The organism is Nannocystis punicea, assembly GCF_026965555.1.
GTDB lineage: Bacteria > Myxococcota_A > Polyangia > Nannocystales > Nannocystaceae > Nannocystis > Nannocystis punicea.
The window spans coordinates 3,688,594-3,706,761 of sequence record NZ_CP114040.1; the positions used below are offsets into that span (position 1 = coordinate 3,688,594).

The following is an 18,168-nucleotide window of genomic DNA, read 5'->3' on the forward strand; positions in this document are numbered from 1 at the left end:
ACCTCGAGGCTGGAGGGTACGACAGCCCCATGCCCTCATGGCTGACGCTGATCTGGATGCTCATGGCGGCCGTGCCGATCTGGCTCATCCTCCGTCTAGTCAGCGAGCGGCAGGCCAAGATCGACGCGTGGGACCGGTCGCCTGCAGGCGTGCTCCACCGCGAGGCGCTGGAGTCGTGGCTGCTCTGCAAGGCGCGCGTCGAGAAGGCCGAGCCGAGCGGCGAGCCGCCGGTGATCCGCGCGGGGTACGAGGGCAAGAGGATGTCGTCCGGGCGGACGATGCGAATTTTCGTCACCGAGGAGCGGCGACCGATGCGCCTGCAGGTCCGCTTGCTGCCGATCGGCGGCGGCGAGGTGGCGACCGAGGCGGTCATCCCCGTCATCACGGCCGAACTCGCCGATCTGACGCCCGGACGGATCTTCAGCGTGCTCTACGATCCGCGCGACCCCCGTCGCTTCTGGATCGACACGACGCGCCGCGACGGGAACCTGATCGACGCGGTCACGATGCGCACCCGCGCGGCGGAGGAGAACCTCCGCGCGGAGCAAGCCTTCTCGGCAGGCCAGGGCTGAGCGCGAACCGGCGCGGGCGTGCTGGCATGGAGCGACGCGGGGAGCGGCTCATGAATCGTTCTCGTCGAGGTTTGTCCGCGCCGGCGCTGTGGCTCGCGCTCGCCGCTTGCGGCGGGGGCGACGACGGCGAGCAGGCGGCGGTGGCGGCCTGCGCGGCGGCCGAATCGACGGCGGCGTGCGAGGCGGTCACCGGGTCGGAGTATCGCTGCGCGTGGGTCCGGAGCGTGGTCGTCACCGGTAATTGTGAGACCGCCGACGAGCTGCGCTGCGTGCCGTTCGCGACGCCGCATGCGGGCCCGCCGGCCTGCCTGCCGATCCCCGGCTGCCAGGCGTCGCAGCCGGGCCAGCCGGGGCGGTTGATCGCGCCCGGGTTCCGGGAAGAAGCGCCGGGCGTCGCTGCGCTGGTCGATGTCTGCTTCCAGGATGCGCTCGGCTACGAGTCGTGCGAATCGGGCGAGGCGGCGGCGGCGGCCCATCCGGCCTGCGCGTGCGTGTGCGATCCGGCGCCCTGATGCCGCGACCGGGGCACTTCGAGCGGTCACGTTTCAGCCCGATATTCTCCGGCGGGACGACGGGGCGTCGGCAGCTCGGCGAGGTCGAGCAGCTGGCGCGGGCTCCACATGCCGCGCACGGCCAAAGGCGCGGTCAGTGCAGGCGGAAGCGGCAGTACTGGCAGTGCGCGTGCGCAGTGACGGCCTTGACCACGGTCGACTCGCCGCCGCAGCCCTTGCAGGTCATCGTCTCGGGGCGCTCGGCGGGCGGCCTGAACGACCCCGCCGACAGCGACCTCGAGACGAACACCTCTTGCTCGAGATCGACGCGGCCGGTGACGCGGCCGCTGCCGACCGCGGCGAGCTACAGCTTGCGCGCACGCCGGCGGGAGACGCCCAATTCGTCGGCGAGCTCGACGCCGGCAGTTACCGGTCGGCGCTCTCCGCAGCGTCGGTATAGCTCGCTTCCATCAGCGCGTCGCCGAGCTGGCTGAGCTTGGCATAATCGTAGCTCGCGTTGGTCATCACGATCACGGTGTGTCCGTCCGCGAGCACGCGGCGGGCGATCATGCCTCGGGCGTCCCGACGCCCCTCCAGGCTCCGCACCTACGCCTGGCAGGCGCAGACATGTGGGTGGGTTGACGGAGGGGGACGTAGCCGATCGCGCGATGCAGGGTGGCGGTGCTTGTAGCGGTCGATGCGGGCCGCGATGGTGGCGCGGACGCCGTCGGGGGTGGTGGCGTGGAGGGTGTTCTCGGCGAGGGTTCGGGGTAGCTCTCGTTCGCGGTGAAGGACATATTCGGACAGACCACGGAGTGAACCACACGCAATGCGAGTTCTGATAACCGGCGCGTCCGGCTCCGGCACGACGACTCTTGCGCGGGCGTTGTCCGGGCCGCTCGGCTCGATTGCCGTCGACGCGGACGACTACTACTGGCTCCCCACCGACCCTCCGTACCGGCAGAAACGTGCGCCCGACGTGCGGCTTCGGATGATTCTCGTCGCGGTGGACGCGGCGCCCAACGCCGTCGTTTCGGGCTCCGTCGTCGGCTGGGGCGCGGAGATCGAGGACAGCTTCGACCTCATCGTGTTTCTATATCTCGACGCGGCGATCCGCATCGAGCGCCTTCGGGCGCGCGAGATCGAGGTGCTCGGCTCGGCCGATCCGGAGTTTCTCGACTGGGCGGCCGCCTACGACGAAGGCCCGCCCTCCGGCCGAAGCTTGGCCAAGCACAGGGCTTGGCTGGCCGAGCGGTCGTGCCCGGTCCTCCGACTCGAGGGTGATCTGAGCGTCGAGGAGCGCGCGAGGCGCGTGCTCGACGCGGTCGCGCGCCTCGCTACGGGCGCGACGTCCTAGCAGGTCGCTGGAAACGCGGCGGAGCCTGTGAGCCGCTCGGCGTCGGCCGGTGGATCCCTTCAATCGACCTCCCAGGACGCCCGGGAGGTCGATGCGCTTTCTGACTTCGCGGTCGTCGAGGTCACGGCACTGGCGCGGCTTCGGGCGCGTCGTGAGGCCGGTGCTGGTGTGATGATTCGTCAAAGCCGGGTCTGCGCAATCCCGGGCGGCGCCACCTTGCGCGTGCGAGGCGACGCGCGCACGCCTCGACCGCCGACGCCTGCGATCGTCGCCGCGGGATTGTCCGCAGGGCGAAATCATACGACTGCCCGCATTCGCGCTTCAAGGCACGACATTGCGCGTTGCCGGCAATACTGCGGCGCTCTACTGTCGGCGGATGCGATTTGAGCGTTGGGTAGGGAAGGGCGATCTGTGCGCTCTGGTGATGACTGCGGCGCTGGCGGCGGGCTGCGGCGGGAGGAGCGAGGCGACCACGGGGATCGACGACACGAGCACGGGCACGGACACGGGCACGGGCACGACGGCGGGCGAGGAGACGACGACGGGCGGGCCGGAGAGCTCGACCACGGCGGGTGCCTCGGCGAGCGAGACGGGGATCGGCGAGACGACCACGACCACGACCACGGACGAGCCGGGCGAGACGGACACCGACTCGACGACGGGTTCGCCGGTGGAGTGTGGCAACGGCGTGGTCGAGGCGGGCGAGGCGTGCGACAACGGGGCCGACAACGGCGACGACAAGGCCTGCAAGGCCGACTGTACGGCCAACGTGTGCGGCGACGGGGCGGTCGGGCCGGGGGAGGGCTGCGACGACGGCAACGGCCGCGACGGCGACGCGTGCACCAACGAGTGCGCGGTGCCGGAGTGCGGCGACGGGGTCGCGGGGCTGATGGAGGAGTGCGACGACGGCAACGACGTCGACAGCGACGCGTGCACCAACGCCTGCACCAACGCGGCCTGCGGCGACGGGCTGGTCCAGGACGTGGTCGGCGAGGAGTGTGACGACGGCGCGGCCAACGGGCCGAACGCGGCCTGCACCGCGGAGTGCAAGCTGGCGACCTGCGGCGACGGCTTCGTCCTCGCCGGGGTCGAGGAGTGCGACCTCGGCAAGACCAACGGCCCCGGGCAGGAGTGCCTGGCGGGCTGCGTCCTCAACGTCTGCGGCGACGGCGACCAGAGCCCGAGCGAGGCGTGCGACGACGGCGACCTCGAGCCGGGCGACGGCTGCAACGCGGCCTGCGAGCTCGAGGCGTGCGGCAACGGGGTGGTCGACGCCGGCGAGGCGTGCGACGACGGCGACGCCGACAACGACGACGAGTGCACGACCCTGTGCAAGGCTCCGGCCTGCGGCGACGGGTTCGCCCAGGCCGGCGCGGGCGAGAGCTGCGACCTCGGCCCGGACAACAAGGACACCGGCGACTGCACCCTCGCCTGCCAGCCGGCGACCTGCGGCGACGGCCTGGTGTGGGACAACCACGAGCAGTGCGACGACGGGCTCAAGAACCACGACTCGTCGGCGTGCAAGTCGGACTGCACCGACAACTTCTGCGGCGACGGGTTCAAAGGCCCGGGCGAGGAGTGCGACGACGCCAACCAGATCGACGACGACGCCTGCACCTCGGTGTGCAAGAACGCGGCCTGCGGCGACGGCTTCGTCCAGCCGGGCGAGGAGTGCGACGAGGGCGGCGCCAACGCCGACGACTCCGCGTGCACGAACAGCTGCCAGCAGGCCGAGTGCGGCGACGGCCTGGTGCTGGCCGGCGTCGAGGAGTGCGACGACGGCAACCTGGTCGACACCGACGCCTGCATCGCGTGCGAGCCGGCGACCTGCGGCGACGGCTTCCTGCGCATGGACGTCGAGCAGTGCGACGACGGCAACGCGGTCAGCGGCGACGGCTGCGACGCCGCGTGCAAGCTCGAGCTCGGGGTGGTCGTCAAGCGGACCGCGCTGGGCGTCGCGGTGCCCGACGGGACCTACAAGGGCCAGCTCGCGCAGATGGCCTGCGTCGACCTCAACGTCAACAACGCCAACAAGGTCGACGACGTCACGCTGCAGGTCGGCATCACCCACACGTATGTCGGCGACCTGGTGTTCAAGCTGGTCAGCCCGACCAACAAGATCCTCACGGTGATGAGTCGGCCGGGCGTGCTCGAGACGCTCGACGACGGCGCCGGCGGGGCCGGCGACTCGTCCGATATCTCGAAGAACTTCCCGGTGCTGTTCCGCGACGGCGGGGTCAAGAGCGCCGAGCTGATGGGCAACAGCCTCGCCGACGGGGCGGTCGTGTGTCAGGCCGACGGCGCCTGCGACTACTTCCCGCAGCACGGCGCCGGCCCCGGTAACAACTTCGCCGACTTCGACGGCCTGTCCGCCAAGGGGGTGTGGAAGTTCTGCGTCGGCGACCGGGCCGGCTTGGACACCGGCACGATCGACAGCGTGACGCTGACCCTGACGCTCCTGCCGTGACGCGACGGCGCGCCGCTCCGCGTGGCCCGGCGCGGAGCGGCGGTCAGGGCCGCGGCACGTCGGCGGCGTGCAGCTGCTGGAGGCCACGCGAGGTCCTAGTCCGGATTTCTCACCACGGGAAGGAATTCCGGCCGTACTTCCCGAGTTCGAGCGGGTGTGAAACGATTGCTGACCACCCAGGGGTACGGCCGGAACACGACAAGGTGTATCCGCACCGAGTTCGATTTTCAACCGGCCGGGCGGAGGCGCGTCGAGGCCGCTTTTGACGGCGGACGGGTCAGCTCGGACGGCGGCCTGCTGTTGCTGCGCGAGTTGACCGAGAGTTCAGGTGTGTTCCGGGACTTCGCCTCCTGCTTCCGGGACCACCGTGACCCGAGCCGCGTCGAGCACACCGTCGAGGAACTGCTCGCACAGCGCGTGCTGGGCCTGCTGTGTGGTTACGAGGACCTGAACGACCACGACATGCTCCGCGATGATGCCTTGCTCGCGCTGGCGGTAGGCAAGATCGATCCGACCGGCGAACAGCGCAAGCGGGAGCGCGACCGGGGGCACGCCCTGGCCGGCAAGAGCACGCTGAACCGCCTGGAGCTGGCGAAGCCCACGGTGGCCGGCGACGAGCGCTACAAGAAGATCAGCTACGACGACCACGGGATTCAGCGCCTCTTCGTCGACACCTTCCTCGCCGCGCACGATCGGCCGCCCGCCGAGATCGTCCTCGATCTCGACGCGACGGACGACCCCGTACATGGCAAGCAGGAGGGTCGCTTCTTCCACGGCTTCTACGACAGCTACTGCTACCTGCCGCTGTACGTCTTCTGCGGCGACTTCCTCCTCGGCGCCGCGCTGAACACCGCCGACAAGCAGCCAGTGAGCGGCGCGGTCGAGGAGCTCGAGAGGATCGTCAGTCAGCTCCTCGCCCGCTGGCCCGACGTCCGGATCATCGTGCGCGGCGATTCCGGCTTCTGCCGCGACGAGGTCATGCGCTGGTGCGAGGAGAACGGGCTCTTCTTCGTCCTCGGCCTGCAGAAGAACTCGCGCCTGATCGCCGAGATCGAGGGCGAGATGAAGCAGGCCCGCGCCATCTCCGAGCAGACCGGCAAGGAAGCGCGCGTTTTCAAGGACTTTCGCTACGAGACCAACCGGACGTGGTCACGAGAGCGCCGGGTGGTCGGCAAGGCCGAGTACACGACGGACAAGGAGAATCCTCGCTTCGTCACCACCAACCTCTCACCCGACGAGTACGACGCGCGCTCGCTCTACGAGGACCTCTACTGCGCTCGCGGAGACATGGAGAACCGGATCAAGGAACAGCAGCTCGGCCTCTTTGCCGACCGCACCAGCGCTCACACGCTGCGCGCCAACCAGCTCCGCCTGTGGCTCTCATCCGTCGCTTACATGATCCTCAACGAGCTCCGACGAATCGCCCTCGCCGGCACCGAGCTCGCCCATGCCCAGGTCTCCACGATCCGCACGCGGCTGCTCAAGATCGGTGTCGTCGTCACCGCCTCGGTCCGCAGGATCCGCGTCTCCCTAAGCTCGGTTTTCCCACTCCAGCACGTGTGGTGGCGCGTCCTCGAGAACCTCCACCGTCATCACGTCATGAGACGCTGAAGGCCCTCGCCGTCCGTCACACAATGGTGCGCTGCACTCGCGCCGGGATTCGTCTGTCCTTATGCACAGGTCACCCAAAACGCGTAGCCGGCTTTGTAATCCCTCTTACAGCTCGATCTCGCGCCAGCCCCGGGCGTAACGAGCGCGGCCTCGCGACTCACGTCCACGGCATCCAACAACCTCCCGCCAAGCCGCCTGACAGCCGCTTGGCGGGCCCCACCTATCCGTGGTGAGAAATCCGGGCTAGCCGCCGGAGCACCGGCGAGGGGTTGACCAGCGAATCGTGCGGTGGGCGGCGCCCGTTCGCGGACCGGCTCGACTCTTCGTGGTGTCCCCGGCGACCTGTCCTCGAGGTCACTGGTGCGCGTCGCGGAAGAACGAGCCGTGGAACCCGAGCGGCAGCGGCAGCGGCGCCTCGGCGGTCGCCAGCGGCTCGAGCGTGGCGGCGTCGAGGATCCGCAGCTGCGAGCGGTCCTCGTGGCGGTGCGAGCCGACCACCAGCAGCGCCCCGGCGTCCTCCTCGCGCGCCCCGGGCCGCGCGACGAAGATCGGCTCGCCGAAGACGAAGTCGGCGTCCGCGTGGGTGCGCACCGCCCCGCCGGCGTCGAGGCGGATCACCGAGCTGCGTAGCCCGGCGTCGATCCGTGTGCCCCACGAGGCCGCGTGGCGCTGGCCGTTGCGTGTGCGGTAGGCGATCGACGGGAATTCGAACCCGCGCGCCAGCACCGTCTCGACCGCCGCGTGCTCGCGGCCCGGGGTCATGGTGTAGCGCACGATCGCCGGCGTCAGCGGCGGCAGGCCGCCGCGTGCGAGCGGCTCGCTGCGCAGCGCGTCGACGATCCCCGCGTCGGGGTAGAGCGCCACGTCGAGCACCGTGTCGGCGCCGGCCTCGAACGCGTTGACCACGTGGAAGACGAAGCCCGGCGGGGCCTGGTGGGTCCGCACCTGCCCGCTCGCGCGATCGACCAGCCACAGCGTCGTGCCGGTCTCGGGGCGCCACTGGAAGTGATCGATGAACCCGCGATTTGACCACAGCAGCGACAAGGGGCTCACGGTGAGGGGGTGGCCGATGATCACCGCGTGGCGCGGGGTCAGCCCGAACGCGTGTACGTACGGCACGCGGCGCAGCGGCACGCGGCCGACCACGCGGCGCGTGCGTGACGTCGGCGCGTGCTCGTAGACCACCACCGCGCTCGCGGGGCCGAGCTCGACCCCGAGGTTGACGACCACGCCGCGCGCGAAGTCGAAGTGCGGGTGGGCGATCATCGTCATGGCGCCGAGCCGGTCGTCGTAGGCGACGCGCCGCGTGAGCGCCAGAGTGTCCGGGTCGAACGCCCACTGGTGGCTGCTCTCGGTCATCGCCACCCGCTCGTCGCCGAGCGCGATGACGTTGACGTTGACGTTGTCGGTGACGCGGGGCCGCGGCTCGATCAGCCGGCGCCAGAAGCTGCGCTCGATCGGGCTGCCGAACGACGCCGTCGGCGTCCGCCCGCCGCGCGCCTCGACCTCGACCTCGGTCGCCATCAGCCGCTGGCGGAACTTCACCCCGCCGTCGCCGACGCGGAAGCCGTAGAGCAGGCCGAGCGCGTCGAACCAGTGCCGGGCCCGGAACGTGCGCCCGCTGGCGGGATCGGTGCGCTCGAACACGGCCGGGGCGGTCCGCACGAGGTCGCCGCGCAACCACTCGGGGATCTTGCCGTCGATGCGGGCGTCGCAGACGAACGGACCGGCCTCGGCGGCGCTGCGGAACGGGGCGCGCTGGGCGACGGTCGGCGCCGGCTCGGCCGACGCAGTCAGGGACATGGGGACACTCGCTGCTGCTGCTGCTGCCATGGGGACCTCCTCGCGGGCGCCGCCTCCGACGCCTCGAACTAAGCAATGTTTGGATCGTAAACTGAGCGCTGTCAAGATCAATCTTTCCCGTGCTTGGATCGGCGGTCCTGCGGGCCTATGCTCGGGGCATGTGCGCCAAACCGAAGTCGACCCCCCGCGGCGCCGCGGGCAAGCCGAGGGGCCGCGGGAAGCCCGCGTACCACCATGGCGACCTGCGCCGGGCGCTGCTCGACGCCAGCGTCGCGCTGATCGCCCGCGACGGCGTCGAGGCGCTCAGCCTGCGCGAGGTGGCGCGCGAGGCCGGCGTCAGTCCGGCCGCGCCCTATCACCACTTCGCCAGCAAGTCGGAGCTGCTCGGCGCGATCGCGGGCCTCGGCTTCGCCGGCCTGGGGCAGGCGATGGAGCAGGCGATCGCCGCCCTGCCAGATCCCGAGGAGCCGCTGGCGCGGCTGTCGGCGCTCGGCCGCGCCTACATCGACTTCGCGCGCGCCCACCCGACCGAGTTTCGCCTGATGTTTCGCCCCGCGCTGGTCACCCGCACCGACCTGCCCCCGGGCTGCGATCCCGAGGACTCGTTCGCTCTGCTGCTCGACGCGGTCGCGCGCGTCGCTCGCGTCGTCCCGCCCGGGCTCGTGACCCCCGACGCGCTGGCGCTGGCCTCCTGGTCGATCGTCCACGGCGCCGCGGAGCTGCTGCTCGACGGCCCGCTGGCCACGAAGCAGGGCAGCCTGCCGATCGCGCCGGAGCAGGTCGGCCCGCTCGTCGTCGCCGTGCTGCCCGCGCTGCTGCGCGCCGCGGCCGGCAACGCCCGCGCCGCACAATGATCATACCATCATGGTCCTGCCAGGGCTGGCGCCGGGTGCTGACATTTCGGGAGCCGCGATCGTGCGGGTCCGGGCCGTCGCCGCCGGGTTTGATGTCGACGAGGGAGTTCTCGGCGTCGACGGCGGCCGGGCCCTTCAGCGGCAGGATGACTTGATCACCGGTCAGCGGCAGGCGGCGGCCGACGGCTCGGTCTCTGCCGGCGATGCGGTCGCACGGTCCGTCTTGGGTTCGACAGGGGATGCGCGAAGGACCTCGCCGCACCGCGAGCCGATGAGGTCGGGCGCTCGCGGCCCTGCACTCTTCCCGCGGGGGCGAGCGCGCCCGGCCACGGGTGTGATAAAAAGGCGGGCCGATGCAAATCGAGGACTTGAACGACGACGGCGCTGCGCTGTGGCTCGCCGGGCTCGACGATCTGTGGCTGTACTGGTCGAGCGCGCCGGTCGGCCTCGTGGGGCGTGAACATCGACGTGCAGTGTTCGGCAGCTTCGCCTCGGGCCTGCAGGGGCGCTGGGCTCACGGCGGGTACAACTTCCGCTTCGTCGAGCAGACACGGGCGCCGGACGCCGCGATCGCCGACGACTCGGCCCGCGCGGAGGCTACGCTGCAGGCGACGTTTTCTCGCCTGCGCGAGGATGCGCTCGAATGGACGTGGGGCGGGGCGGTCGCGGCGCTCGACGATTTCCTCGACCGCTGGCTCCTGTTCCGCCGCCGCCGCCCGTACGTGCGGTACGACGACGTGCCCGACTGGATGATCCCGGCGCTGCGCGAGCCGTGGGCGGCCTGCGTGCGGGAACTCGGCGGAGACACCATCGAGGCTCGCGCCGCGGTGCTGGAGGGCGAATGCCTCGCGGACGATTGGGGGGACCACGGCGTCGCGCTCGTGCTCGCCTCCGGGTCACGATTGTGTGTGCTGCACGTCGGCCTGTGGACGGATTGAGGCGAGCGCGAGCGTGATCCGCTCGCGGTGAGCAAGACGTCGCGCTCGTCGGCCCACTGCGGCGGCGAGCGGTCAGAGGTCGTCGACGACGCCCTCGCCGTCGCACTGGGCGGCGCGCTGCTCATCGGACCAGGCGCGGAAGCAGGTGAAGCGCGCGGCGGGGTCGTCCTCCGCCAGGCAGGCCGCGAAGTAGGCGGCGTCCTTGAGCGGCACCCATGATATGTCCGAAGAGTCATGTGCAAGCAAACGCGCGGGCCGGTCGACCTGCGACCGCTGCGGCGCGGGCGTGGCCATGACATGTCCGCACAGGCATGTGCCGGCAGGCCCGCGCGCCGCTCAGCCTGCGACCTCGGCGGCGCGGGCGTAGCGCTGGAACACGCCGCGAGAGGTGCGAATGTACAGATAATCGGCGGTGACGGCCAGCTTGGGGCCCCTGGCGGCGCCGATGATCTGGCCGTCGCGTCGCTCGCCGGTGACCAGATTCGTGGCCTTCCACAGGCCGTCGCACGAGTAGACCCACCGCCGATCGGGGCTCACCGCGTAGCTGGCGGCGCGGTGGCCGGCGTGGGCGATCCGTCCGCTGCGATCGAAGCGCTGGAGGTCCCAGTCGGGGGTGCCGGTCGAGACGTCGACGACGCCGTCGTCGTACGCCGCGAGATCCATGGCGTCGTCCATCTCGACGTCGAGGACGACCTCGTCGCCGCGCTCGAGGTCGACGAGGGCGAGGCGGCCGGTGCCGGCGGTGTAGGCGATCTTCCGGCCGTTGGGTGACAGGGCGGCGCGCGGGCCCCAGTACTTGGTGTTGCCGACGGTCCAGGTGCGGACGACTGCGCCGGCCGGATCGACGAGGGCGAAGCCGCCGTGGTGCGGGAGCAGGAGCGAGCCGTCGTCCGCGCGCGAGAGGTTGAGGCACAGCGGCGCGGGCTCGTCGCGCGCGGTCTCGACGAGGTGGCGCCGCTGGATGCGCTCGCCGTCGCAGTGGAGGACGGCGAAGCGCAGCAGCTCGGGGGCGGGGGCGCGGAAGCCTTCGGTGGGCGGGGCGAGGTCCTCGTCGACCAGCGCCAACACGCCGCCGAGGCCGTCGCCGACGAGGCTGCGCACCGCCGGGTAGTCGCCGAGCGCGAACGAGGTGACCTGCCCGTCGCGCAGGTCGACCCGCCGCAATTGACCCCAGTCGCCGAGCCAGGCGCAGTGATGGGATTCGTCGACGACGAATTGCGAGCCCATGCTCGCGCCGACCTCGGTGAGCAGCAGGAGCGCGCCCGAGGCGGCGACGGTGGCGACGAAGCCGTCGGCCAGGGCGGCGCCCAGGGCCTTGTCGATGGTCGGATAGGCCTTCTTGCGCGGGCGGCCGGTCGCCGGGGTGATGGCGAGGGTGATGGTCGGGGTGCCGTCCGACTTGGCCGAGGCGGACAGGCCCCCGGTGGCGCCGTCCTTGCGGAGGACCAGGGCGTCGAACGTGGGGAGCCAGTGATAGGGGGTCATGCGAGCCCCCGTGTAGCAGAATTGGCTCAGGCGATCAGGGCGAAGTTGCGGAGGACGTAGCGGCGCATCAGCGGCTGGACCAGCCGGCTGGTCTCGGGGTCGAGCTGCAGCGGCCCGGGGCCCTGGACGGCCGTGGGGTCGCGCAGCACGGCCCAGGTCACGACCTCGTCGGCGTCGCCGGTGGTCAGCGAGCCCTCGTAGCGGAAGTAGGCGCGGTCTTCGGGCAGGTAGATCGATGGGTCGACCTCGTACTCCTGGCGGGCGTTCCGCGAGGCGCGGGCGACTGCGCCGAGGTCGAAGTGACCGCGCAGCCACGGCGCGAGCGCGTGCACGGGGCCGGCCTTCTGCGTGTCGGTCTTGGGCGCGAGCATGATGCCGAGGACGAGGTAGGCCGAGGGATAGGTGTCGGGGTAGTCGAGGATCTCGTGCACCAGGTGCAGCTCGAGCTCGGCGACCACGCCGTCGATGCGGTGCTCGCTCGGCGCGTGGAAGTGGAGCTTGCGCAGCGGACACTTCATGCCGTCGAACACGACGTGACAGCCGGGACCCGCGCGGTCGAGCACGAACTCCTCGCCCACGAGCGTGCCGCCGACCTTGGTGTATTGAAACTCGAGGGGCATGAGCTCGGGCGCGTAATAGCTCTTCACGGTATTGAGCTTGATCGGCGACTGCTGGGTGCGCTGCGGGGTGACGACGGGTGCTGGCATGACCGGTCCAGATAGCTCGCCTCGCCAGGGCGGCAAGCCGGGCCCGGCAACGCGGATGCGGCCGCCAGCAGGCCCGACCTTGGCGGTGAGCGGGAACGGACCGGGGCGAACTCGAGCGGGCGAGTCGCGGCGCGGGGAACGACGATTCACGGCGGTCCTCGCATTCGCCGATCGTGCTTCATTGATAAGACGACGACCGGCGGAATCGTCGATCGAGCGCCGCGACGTCGCGATTGCCCGGGCGGTTCCGCTCGCTTGCGAATGCGGTCCTGTACCCCCATGCGGACCGCGCGGGCCGGGGCGCACGATCGCGGGCGGCGCCTCGTGTTAGAAGCTGGGAGGTGAAGGACACCATCGCGCCGTCGGCTCTGGAAGGGACGCTCCTCGGGCAGATGGTGACGCGGTGGAGCGGCAGGTCGGCGGAGCTGCTGTCGGACGCGGAGGAGACGACGATCCTCCACGGCGCCGGCGAGCGGCCGGGGTTCATGCCGCTGGCCAAGAAGGGCGACCGGATCGGCGGCGAGGACGGGCAGCGCTTCGAGCTGCTCGAGCGGCTCGGGGCCGGCGGCATGGGCGTGGTCTACCTCGCCCGCGACACGCTGCTCGACCGAGCGGTGGCGATCAAGTTCATCCTGCAGGCGCCGACCGACGACAGCGGCCGCGAGATCGTCGAGCGCTTCCGCGGCGAGGCGCGGGCCAGCGCGCGCCTCAGCCACGAGAACATCGTGCGGGTGTTCGACCTCGGCAGCGCCGCCGGCGTGCCGTTCCTGGTGATGGAGTACCTCGAGGGCCGACCGCTCGACGCGGTGCTGGCCGAGGGCCCGCTCGACGCCCGCCGGGTGGTCCAGGTGGTGATCGACATCGTCCGCGGCCTGTCGCACGCGCACCGCTGCAGCATCGTCCACCGCGACCTCAAGCCGGCCAACGTGTTCGTGACCCGCGACGGGCGGGCCAAGATCGTCGACTTCGGCCTGGCCTCGGTGGTGGCCGGGCGCGCCGACACGCCGACGTCGCCGCTGTCGGGCACGCCGCGCTACATGTCGCCGGAGCAGTGGCGCGGCGAGGACCAGGACGGTCGCACGGACCTGTGGTCGGTCGGGGTGATGCTGTACGAGATGCTCAGCGGTCACTCGCCGTTCTGGCGCGACCACCTGTCGGAGGTGCGCGCCAACGTGCTGTCCGACGCGCCGGCGCCGCTGCTGCGCGCGTACCGGCCCGAGCTGCCCGAGCTGGCCGAGACGGTGGCCGCGCGGGCGCTGGCGAAGGACGTGGCGCGCCGCTTCGGCACCGCGGAGGAGCTGCTCGACGCGCTGGTCGGGCTCGAGCTGGCGCTGGCCCGGCCCGGGCGCGCGGGCGAGGAGCCGGCCGAGCGCCCGCGGGCCCGCCGCGGCAGCGAGCGGCGGCAGGTGACGCTGCTGTCGTGCTCGCTGGTCGAGGCGCTGGCGCTGGCCGAGGTGATGGACGCCGACGGCTACGCCGACCTGCTGGATGGCTTTTTGGACATCTGCGCGACGGTGGCCCGCCAGCTCGACGGCGTGGTGGTGGCGGCCCACGGCGGCCACGCCCTGGTGTGCTTCGGCTGGCCGGCGGCCCACGAGGACGACGCCGAGCGGGCGCTGCGGGCCGGCTTTCTCGTCGTCGATTCGGTGCGCGGGCTGTCCGGCTCGGGCGGCGCGACCCTGGCGGCAAGGATCGGCATCTGCAGCGGCTCGGTGGTCGCCGACAAGCGCGAGCACGAGGCGGCGCCGCGGCTGCTCGGCGACCTGCCGCAGATCGTGACCTGGCTCGAAGGACAGGCAGGGCCGCACGAGATCCTGCTCAGCGGCCGCGCGCGCGCGCTGGTCCGCGGGACGATCGAGGTCGAGGCCCGCGGCGAGCGACGACCGGCCGGGGCCGGGCGCACGATCGAGGTCCTGCGGGCGCTGCGGCCGAGCCGGACGGTCAGTCGGTTCGACCGCGCGGCGCAGGAGCTGACGCCGCTGGTCGGACGCGAGGCGGAGATCGACGCGCTGCGCGGGCTGTGGGCCCAGGTCCGCGAGGGCCGCGGGCAATTCGTGAAGCTGTCGGGCGAGGCGGGGCTCGGCAAGTCGCGGCTGGTGCAGGCGCTGCGCGCGTACACGGCCGGCGAGGCGCACCAGCGGCTGGTGTGTCAGTGCTGGCCGCACTTCCGCAACAGCGCCCTGCACCCGCTGCTCGAGGCGACCATGCGGGCGATGGGCATCGAGCCCGAGGCGTCGGCGAGCGAGCGCCTGGCGCGGGTGGAGGCGGCGCTGGCGGGCCTGCGCGTGCCGCTGGCCGAGCACGTGCCGCTGTTCGCGGCGGTGCTGTCGATCCCGCTGAACGAGCACTACACCGCGCCGCAGCTGTCGCCCGACCTGCTGAAGAACCGCGTGCAGGAGGCGCTGCTCCGCACCGTCCTGGCCCTGGCGGCGCAGCGGCCGACGCTGCTGGTGGTCGAGGACCTGCACTGGAGCGACCAGAGCACGCTCGAGCTGCTCGAGCTGCTGGTGGCGCGGATGGAGGACGCACCCCTGATGGTGGTGACGACGGCGCGGCCGGAGTTCGCGCCCAACTGGCCGGCCCGGCCGCACCTGCACCGGCTGGCCCTGCGCCGCCTGTCGCCCAACCAGACCGCGGCGATGGTGGCGCTGGCGGCCCGCGGGCAGGCGCTGCCGGAAGAATTGGTCGAGCAGCTGGTGGCCCGCGCCGACGGGATCCCGCTGTTCGTCGAGGAGATCACGCAGACGGCGGCGGAGGTGTGGCAGCGCGAGGGCCGGGAGTCGGATGTCCGAAAGACCAGCTCGGCCCTGGCGGCGATCCCGGCGACGCTGCAGGATCTGCTGCTGGCCCGCCTCGACCGCCTGCAGGAGGCCGGGCGCGAGGCGGCCCAGCTCGGGGCGGTGCTCGGGCGCGACTTCACCTACGCGCTGCTGCGCCACGCCTCCGACCGCGACGAGGACACCCTGCGCACCGGCCTCATGCAATTGGTCGAGGCCGGCATCGTCCGCGTCGAGGGCAGCGAGCAGGCGGCCCGCTACGTGTTCCGCCACGCGCTGATCCAGGAGGCCGCGCTCGGCTCGCTGCTGCGGCCGCGCCGGCAGTACCTGCACCAGCAGGCGACGCGGGCGATCCTCGGCCACTTCCCCGAGCTGGCCGAGCTGCAGCCCGAGCTCCTGGCGCACCACTTCGTCGAGGCCGGCGACCTCGAGCGCGCGATCGAGTGGCTCGAGAAGGCGGGGCAGAAGGCGGTGAGGCGCTCGGCCAACACCGACGCGGCGTCGCACTACTCGCGGGCGATCGACCTGCTGCGCGCCCGGCCCGAGGGCGACGCGCGCGACCGCAAGGAGCTGGCGCTGCAGCTGGCCCTCGGCGCGCCGCTGATGTCGATCCGCGGCTACGCGGCGCCCGAGGTCCACGACACCTACGCCCGCGCGCGCGAGCTGTGCCGCCGCGCCGGCGACGACGCCCAGCTGTTCCCGTCGGTGCTCGGCCTGTGGCAGTTCTACATGGTCGGCGGCGCGGCCGAGATCTCGGCCAACCTCGGGCGTCAGCTGGTCGCGCAGGCCGAGACCACCGACAACCGCACGATGCTGATGCTGGCCTACCGCGCACTCGGGACCAGCCAGATGCTGCTCGGCGAGATCGCCGGCTGCCGCGAGCTGACCGAGAAGGGCCTCGCGCTGTACGACCTGAAGGAGCACCGGGCGCTGGCGCTGCGCTACGGCCAGGACCCCGGGGTGACCAATGGCCTGTACCTCGGCTGGGTGCTGTGGTTCCTCGGCTACCCCGACCAGGCGGTGGCGCGCGCCCGCGAGGCGCTGCAGCTGGCCCACGAGATCGAGCACCCGCTCAGCATCGCGTTCGCGATGAACTACCTGGCGACGATCCACAACTACCGCGGCGAGTTCGCCGCTGCCCGCGACCTGGCCGACCGGGCCGAGCGGGTGGCCACCGAGCACAGGCTGCAGCTGTGGCTGGCGATGTGCCAGATCCAGCGCGGCTGGGCCCAGCTCGGGGTCGGCGAGCGCGAGAACGGGGCGGCCGAGCTGGCCGAGGGCGTGGCCAAGTGGACGCGCACCGGGGCGAAGGCGGGCATCTCGTTCTTCCAGGCGGCCGCGATCTGGGGCCTGTGGCGGGCCGATCGCCACGACGAGGCGATGCGCAAGGTCGACGAGGTCGAGGAGTTCATGCGCCGCTCCGGCGAGCGCTTCTTCGAGGCCGAGGTGCTGCGCCTGCGCGGCGAGCTGCTGCTGTCGACCGGGATGACCTCGGGCACCCGCACCGCCGAGGACTGCTTCCGCCGCGGCCTCGAGGTCGCCCGCCGCCAGCAGGCGCGCGCGTGGGAGCTGCGCCTGGCGCTCAGCCAGGCCCGCCTGCTGGTCCTGCGCGGCAGCCCCGGCGAGGCCCGCGAGCTGGTCTCCGGGGTCTACGAGTGGTTCACCGAGGGCCTCGAGACGGCCGACCTGCGCGAGGCCCGGGCGCTGCTCGAGCGGCTCGGGTGAGCGGACCTCGAGGGCAGGTCCTGGGGGACATGCTCGATCGGGCATGCCTGCAGGAGCATGCCCTCATGGACATGTCCTCAAGGTCAGCGGCGGCGGGGCTTGCGGCGGATCCACGCCAGCACCGGCACCAGCAGCAGGAGCTGCGGCAGGCGGCCGCTGCGGTCGATCTGGCAGCCCTCGCCGGCGTCGGGGTCGTAGGTGACGCCGTGGGAGTTGTCGACCGGCGGGCCGGAGGCGGCGCGCAGGGCGAGGTCGCGGACCTGCGCGGGCTTCAGGGCGGTGCGCAGGCGGGTGAGGTGGAGGCCGTCGACGCCGAGGCGGGCGGTGAAGTCGTCGAGCCAGGCGCGGCTGGCGGTCTCGGGGTCGATCCGGCCGGCCCAGGTGCCCTCGTCGTAGGCCTCGCCGAGGCCGCCGGCGTAGAGCGGGTTGGAGAAGTCGATCACCCACGCGCCCTCGGGGTCGCTCGCCAGCACCTCGGCCTCGAGCTCGGCGTAGTTGGTCTCGCTGTCGGACAGCGCGACCAGCTCGTCGTCGTCGACCGCCTGGGCGGCGTAGTTGGCGGGCAGGACCGGGCCGCCGCCGATGAAGTACGTCGTGAGGCGCAGCTCGGCGCCGGGCTTCATCGAGTGGGTGGCGATGGCGAGCGGGATCTCGAAGGTCGCCGGCTGGGCCGGCGGCAGGTGCAGCTCGATCGGCGCCAGCACGCCGCTGTCGGCCGCGGGCTTGACCTTGGCGGCGAAGAAGTACCAGTCGTCCTCGACGTACGGCGCGAGCGCGGCGGCGTAGTCGGCGGGCAGCGGGTAGCCGGCGGCGGTCAGCCAGTCGGCGATCGCGGTGCCGGTGTCGCCGCCGATCACGACGTACTCGTAGGTGGCAGTCTCGCCGCGGTCGATGACCATGACGTCGCCGCGGCCGCCCTGCGGGTCGCCGAGGCTGTTGTCGCCGCCGGCCTTGTCGCTGCTGCCGCACAGGCCCATCCGCTCGTCGGTGTTCTCGAAGATGGCGACGCGCGGGGCGCTGTACTCGTCGAGGGCGAGGAACAGCGCTGGGTCGCCGTCGAGGACCTCGGCGGGGGCGCTGGCGAGCGGGAGGACGAAGGCGAACTCGGCGGCGTCGACGGCCTCGTAGCGGGCCGAGGCGACCAGCACGGTCTCCTCGGCGCCGAACACGACGGCGAGCTCCTGGTCGCTCATGCCGCCGACGCGGGCTTCGTGCTCGGGGAAGACCATGCCGCCGCAGGCGGAGGCCGGGGTGGGACGGGCGAGGGTCGCGACCAGCGCGGTGAGGATGACCACGGTGGCGCGGGCGGGGGGTCGTAAGAGAAGCGAGGCCATGGCCTGAGCATGCCACAAGCGCACGCCACAAGCCGGTGCGCGCTCGC

The 18,168-nt window shown here is 72.0% G+C and carries 15 protein-coding genes; 8 read left to right on the plus strand and 7 right to left on the minus strand.

Features of this window, described 5'->3' with window-relative positions:
- The first annotated feature begins 29 nt into the window (after positions 1-29).
- Together O0S08_RS14180 and O0S08_RS14185 are read left to right on the plus strand one after the other, a co-directional pair.
- Positions 30-572 (plus strand): hypothetical protein, encoded by a 543-nt coding sequence (locus O0S08_RS14180; RefSeq protein ID WP_269039655.1) that lies wholly within the window; start codon positions 30-32, stop codon positions 570-572.
- Positions 573-622: 50 nt separating this feature from the next.
- Positions 623-1,084: a hypothetical protein gene (locus O0S08_RS14185; protein ID WP_269039656.1), complete on the plus strand. Its 462-nt coding sequence runs from the start codon at positions 623-625 to the stop codon at positions 1,082-1,084.
- 133 nt (positions 1,085-1,217) lie between these two features.
- On the opposite strand, the gene O0S08_RS14190 is transcribed toward O0S08_RS14185, so the two are convergent.
- Together O0S08_RS14190 and O0S08_RS14195 are read right to left on the minus strand one after the other, a co-directional pair.
- Positions 1,218-1,373, minus strand: a complete 156-nt coding sequence (locus O0S08_RS14190) for a hypothetical protein (RefSeq protein WP_269039657.1) — start codon at positions 1,371-1,373, stop codon at positions 1,218-1,220.
- Between the two features lie 116 nt (positions 1,374-1,489).
- On the minus strand, positions 1,490-1,633 hold the full coding sequence (locus O0S08_RS14195) for a hypothetical protein (RefSeq protein WP_269039658.1): 144 nt from the start codon (positions 1,631-1,633) through the stop codon (positions 1,490-1,492).
- 259 nt (positions 1,634-1,892) lie between these two features.
- On the opposite strand from O0S08_RS14195, the gene O0S08_RS14200 reads away from it, so the two are divergent.
- From O0S08_RS14200 to O0S08_RS14210, 3 genes are all read left to right on the plus strand, one after another.
- Positions 1,893-2,420, plus strand: coding sequence for an AAA family ATPase (locus tag O0S08_RS14200; protein WP_269039659.1), 528 nt, complete (start codon positions 1,893-1,895; stop codon positions 2,418-2,420).
- A 376-nt stretch (positions 2,421-2,796) separates the two neighbouring features.
- On the plus strand, positions 2,797-4,887 hold the full coding sequence (locus O0S08_RS14205) for a DUF4215 domain-containing protein (protein WP_269039660.1): 2,091 nt from the start codon (positions 2,797-2,799) through the stop codon (positions 4,885-4,887).
- Between the two features lie 168 nt (positions 4,888-5,055).
- Positions 5,056-6,498, plus strand: coding sequence for an IS1380 family transposase (locus O0S08_RS14210; protein ID WP_371879552.1), 1,443 nt, complete (start codon positions 5,056-5,058; stop codon positions 6,496-6,498).
- A 354-nt stretch (positions 6,499-6,852) separates the two neighbouring features.
- Here O0S08_RS14210 and O0S08_RS14215 read toward each other — a convergent pair whose 3' ends face one another.
- Positions 6,853-8,301, minus strand: coding sequence for a carotenoid oxygenase family protein (locus tag O0S08_RS14215; protein ID WP_269039661.1), 1,449 nt, complete (start codon positions 8,299-8,301; stop codon positions 6,853-6,855).
- Between the two features lie 158 nt (positions 8,302-8,459).
- Here O0S08_RS14215 and O0S08_RS14220 point away from each other — a divergent pair, with 158 nt between their 5' ends.
- Both O0S08_RS14220 and O0S08_RS14225 read left to right on the plus strand, forming a co-directional pair.
- Positions 8,460-9,155 (plus strand): TetR/AcrR family transcriptional regulator, encoded by a 696-nt coding sequence (locus O0S08_RS14220; RefSeq protein WP_269039662.1) that lies wholly within the window; start codon positions 8,460-8,462, stop codon positions 9,153-9,155.
- Positions 9,156-9,508: 353 nt separating this feature from the next.
- The gene (locus tag O0S08_RS14225) at positions 9,509-10,093 is read left to right on the plus strand and encodes a hypothetical protein (RefSeq protein ID WP_269039663.1); all 585 of its coding nucleotides are present in this window, start codon (positions 9,509-9,511) and stop codon (positions 10,091-10,093) included.
- A 72-nt stretch (positions 10,094-10,165) separates the two neighbouring features.
- Here the strand turns inward: O0S08_RS14225 and O0S08_RS14230 are convergent, their stop codons facing one another.
- The 3 genes from O0S08_RS14230 to O0S08_RS14240 form a co-directional block, all read right to left on the minus strand.
- Positions 10,166-10,306 carry a hypothetical protein gene (locus tag O0S08_RS14230; protein ID WP_269039664.1) on the minus strand — a complete coding sequence of 47 codons (141 nt, stop codon included), beginning with the start codon at positions 10,304-10,306 and terminating at the stop codon, positions 10,166-10,168.
- A gap of 123 nt (positions 10,307-10,429) precedes the next feature.
- Entirely contained in the window at positions 10,430-11,578 is a 1,149-nt protein-coding gene (locus tag O0S08_RS14235; RefSeq protein WP_269039665.1) for a TolB-like translocation protein, read from the minus strand.
- Positions 11,579-11,604: 26 nt separating this feature from the next.
- On the minus strand, positions 11,605-12,285 hold the full coding sequence (locus O0S08_RS14240) for a carbonic anhydrase family protein (RefSeq protein WP_269039666.1): 681 nt from the start codon (positions 12,283-12,285) through the stop codon (positions 11,605-11,607).
- A 341-nt stretch (positions 12,286-12,626) separates the two neighbouring features.
- On the opposite strand from O0S08_RS14240, the gene O0S08_RS14245 reads away from it, so the two are divergent.
- Positions 12,627-16,787, plus strand: a complete 4,161-nt coding sequence (locus tag O0S08_RS14245) for a protein kinase domain-containing protein (protein ID WP_269039667.1) — start codon at positions 12,627-12,629, stop codon at positions 16,785-16,787.
- 83 nt (positions 16,788-16,870) lie between these two features.
- Here the strand turns inward: O0S08_RS14245 and O0S08_RS14250 are convergent, their stop codons facing one another.
- Positions 16,871-18,121 (minus strand): DUF2330 domain-containing protein, encoded by a 1,251-nt coding sequence (locus tag O0S08_RS14250; protein ID WP_269039668.1) that lies wholly within the window; start codon positions 18,119-18,121, stop codon positions 16,871-16,873.
- Between the last annotated feature and the right edge of the window lie 47 nt (positions 18,122-18,168).

Bases quoted from the DNA above. Each gene is read 5' to 3' on its own strand.
- O0S08_RS14180 (WP_269039655.1), top strand. From the start codon at position 30: ATGCCCTCATGGCTGACGCTGATCTGGATGCTCATGGCGGCCGTGCCG.
- O0S08_RS14185 (WP_269039656.1), top strand. From the start codon at position 623: ATGAATCGTTCTCGTCGAGGTTTGTCCGCGCCGGCGCTGTGGCTCGCG.
- O0S08_RS14195 (WP_269039658.1), bottom strand. From the start codon at position 1,633: ATGATCGCCCGCCGCGTGCTCGCGGACGGACACACCGTGATCGTGATG.
- O0S08_RS14200 (WP_269039659.1), top strand. From the start codon at position 1,893: ATGCGAGTTCTGATAACCGGCGCGTCCGGCTCCGGCACGACGACTCTT.
- O0S08_RS14205 (WP_269039660.1), top strand. From the start codon at position 2,797: ATGCGATTTGAGCGTTGGGTAGGGAAGGGCGATCTGTGCGCTCTGGTG.
- O0S08_RS14215 (WP_269039661.1), bottom strand. From the start codon at position 8,301: ATGTCCCTGACTGCGTCGGCCGAGCCGGCGCCGACCGTCGCCCAGCGC.
- O0S08_RS14220 (WP_269039662.1), top strand. From the start codon at position 8,460: ATGTGCGCCAAACCGAAGTCGACCCCCCGCGGCGCCGCGGGCAAGCCG.
- O0S08_RS14225 (WP_269039663.1), top strand. From the start codon at position 9,509: ATGCAAATCGAGGACTTGAACGACGACGGCGCTGCGCTGTGGCTCGCC.
- O0S08_RS14235 (WP_269039665.1), bottom strand. From the start codon at position 11,578: ATGACCCCCTATCACTGGCTCCCCACGTTCGACGCCCTGGTCCTCCGC.
- O0S08_RS14240 (WP_269039666.1), bottom strand. From the start codon at position 12,285: ATGCCAGCACCCGTCGTCACCCCGCAGCGCACCCAGCAGTCGCCGATC.
- O0S08_RS14250 (WP_269039668.1), bottom strand. From the start codon at position 18,121: ATGGCCTCGCTTCTCTTACGACCCCCCGCCCGCGCCACCGTGGTCATC.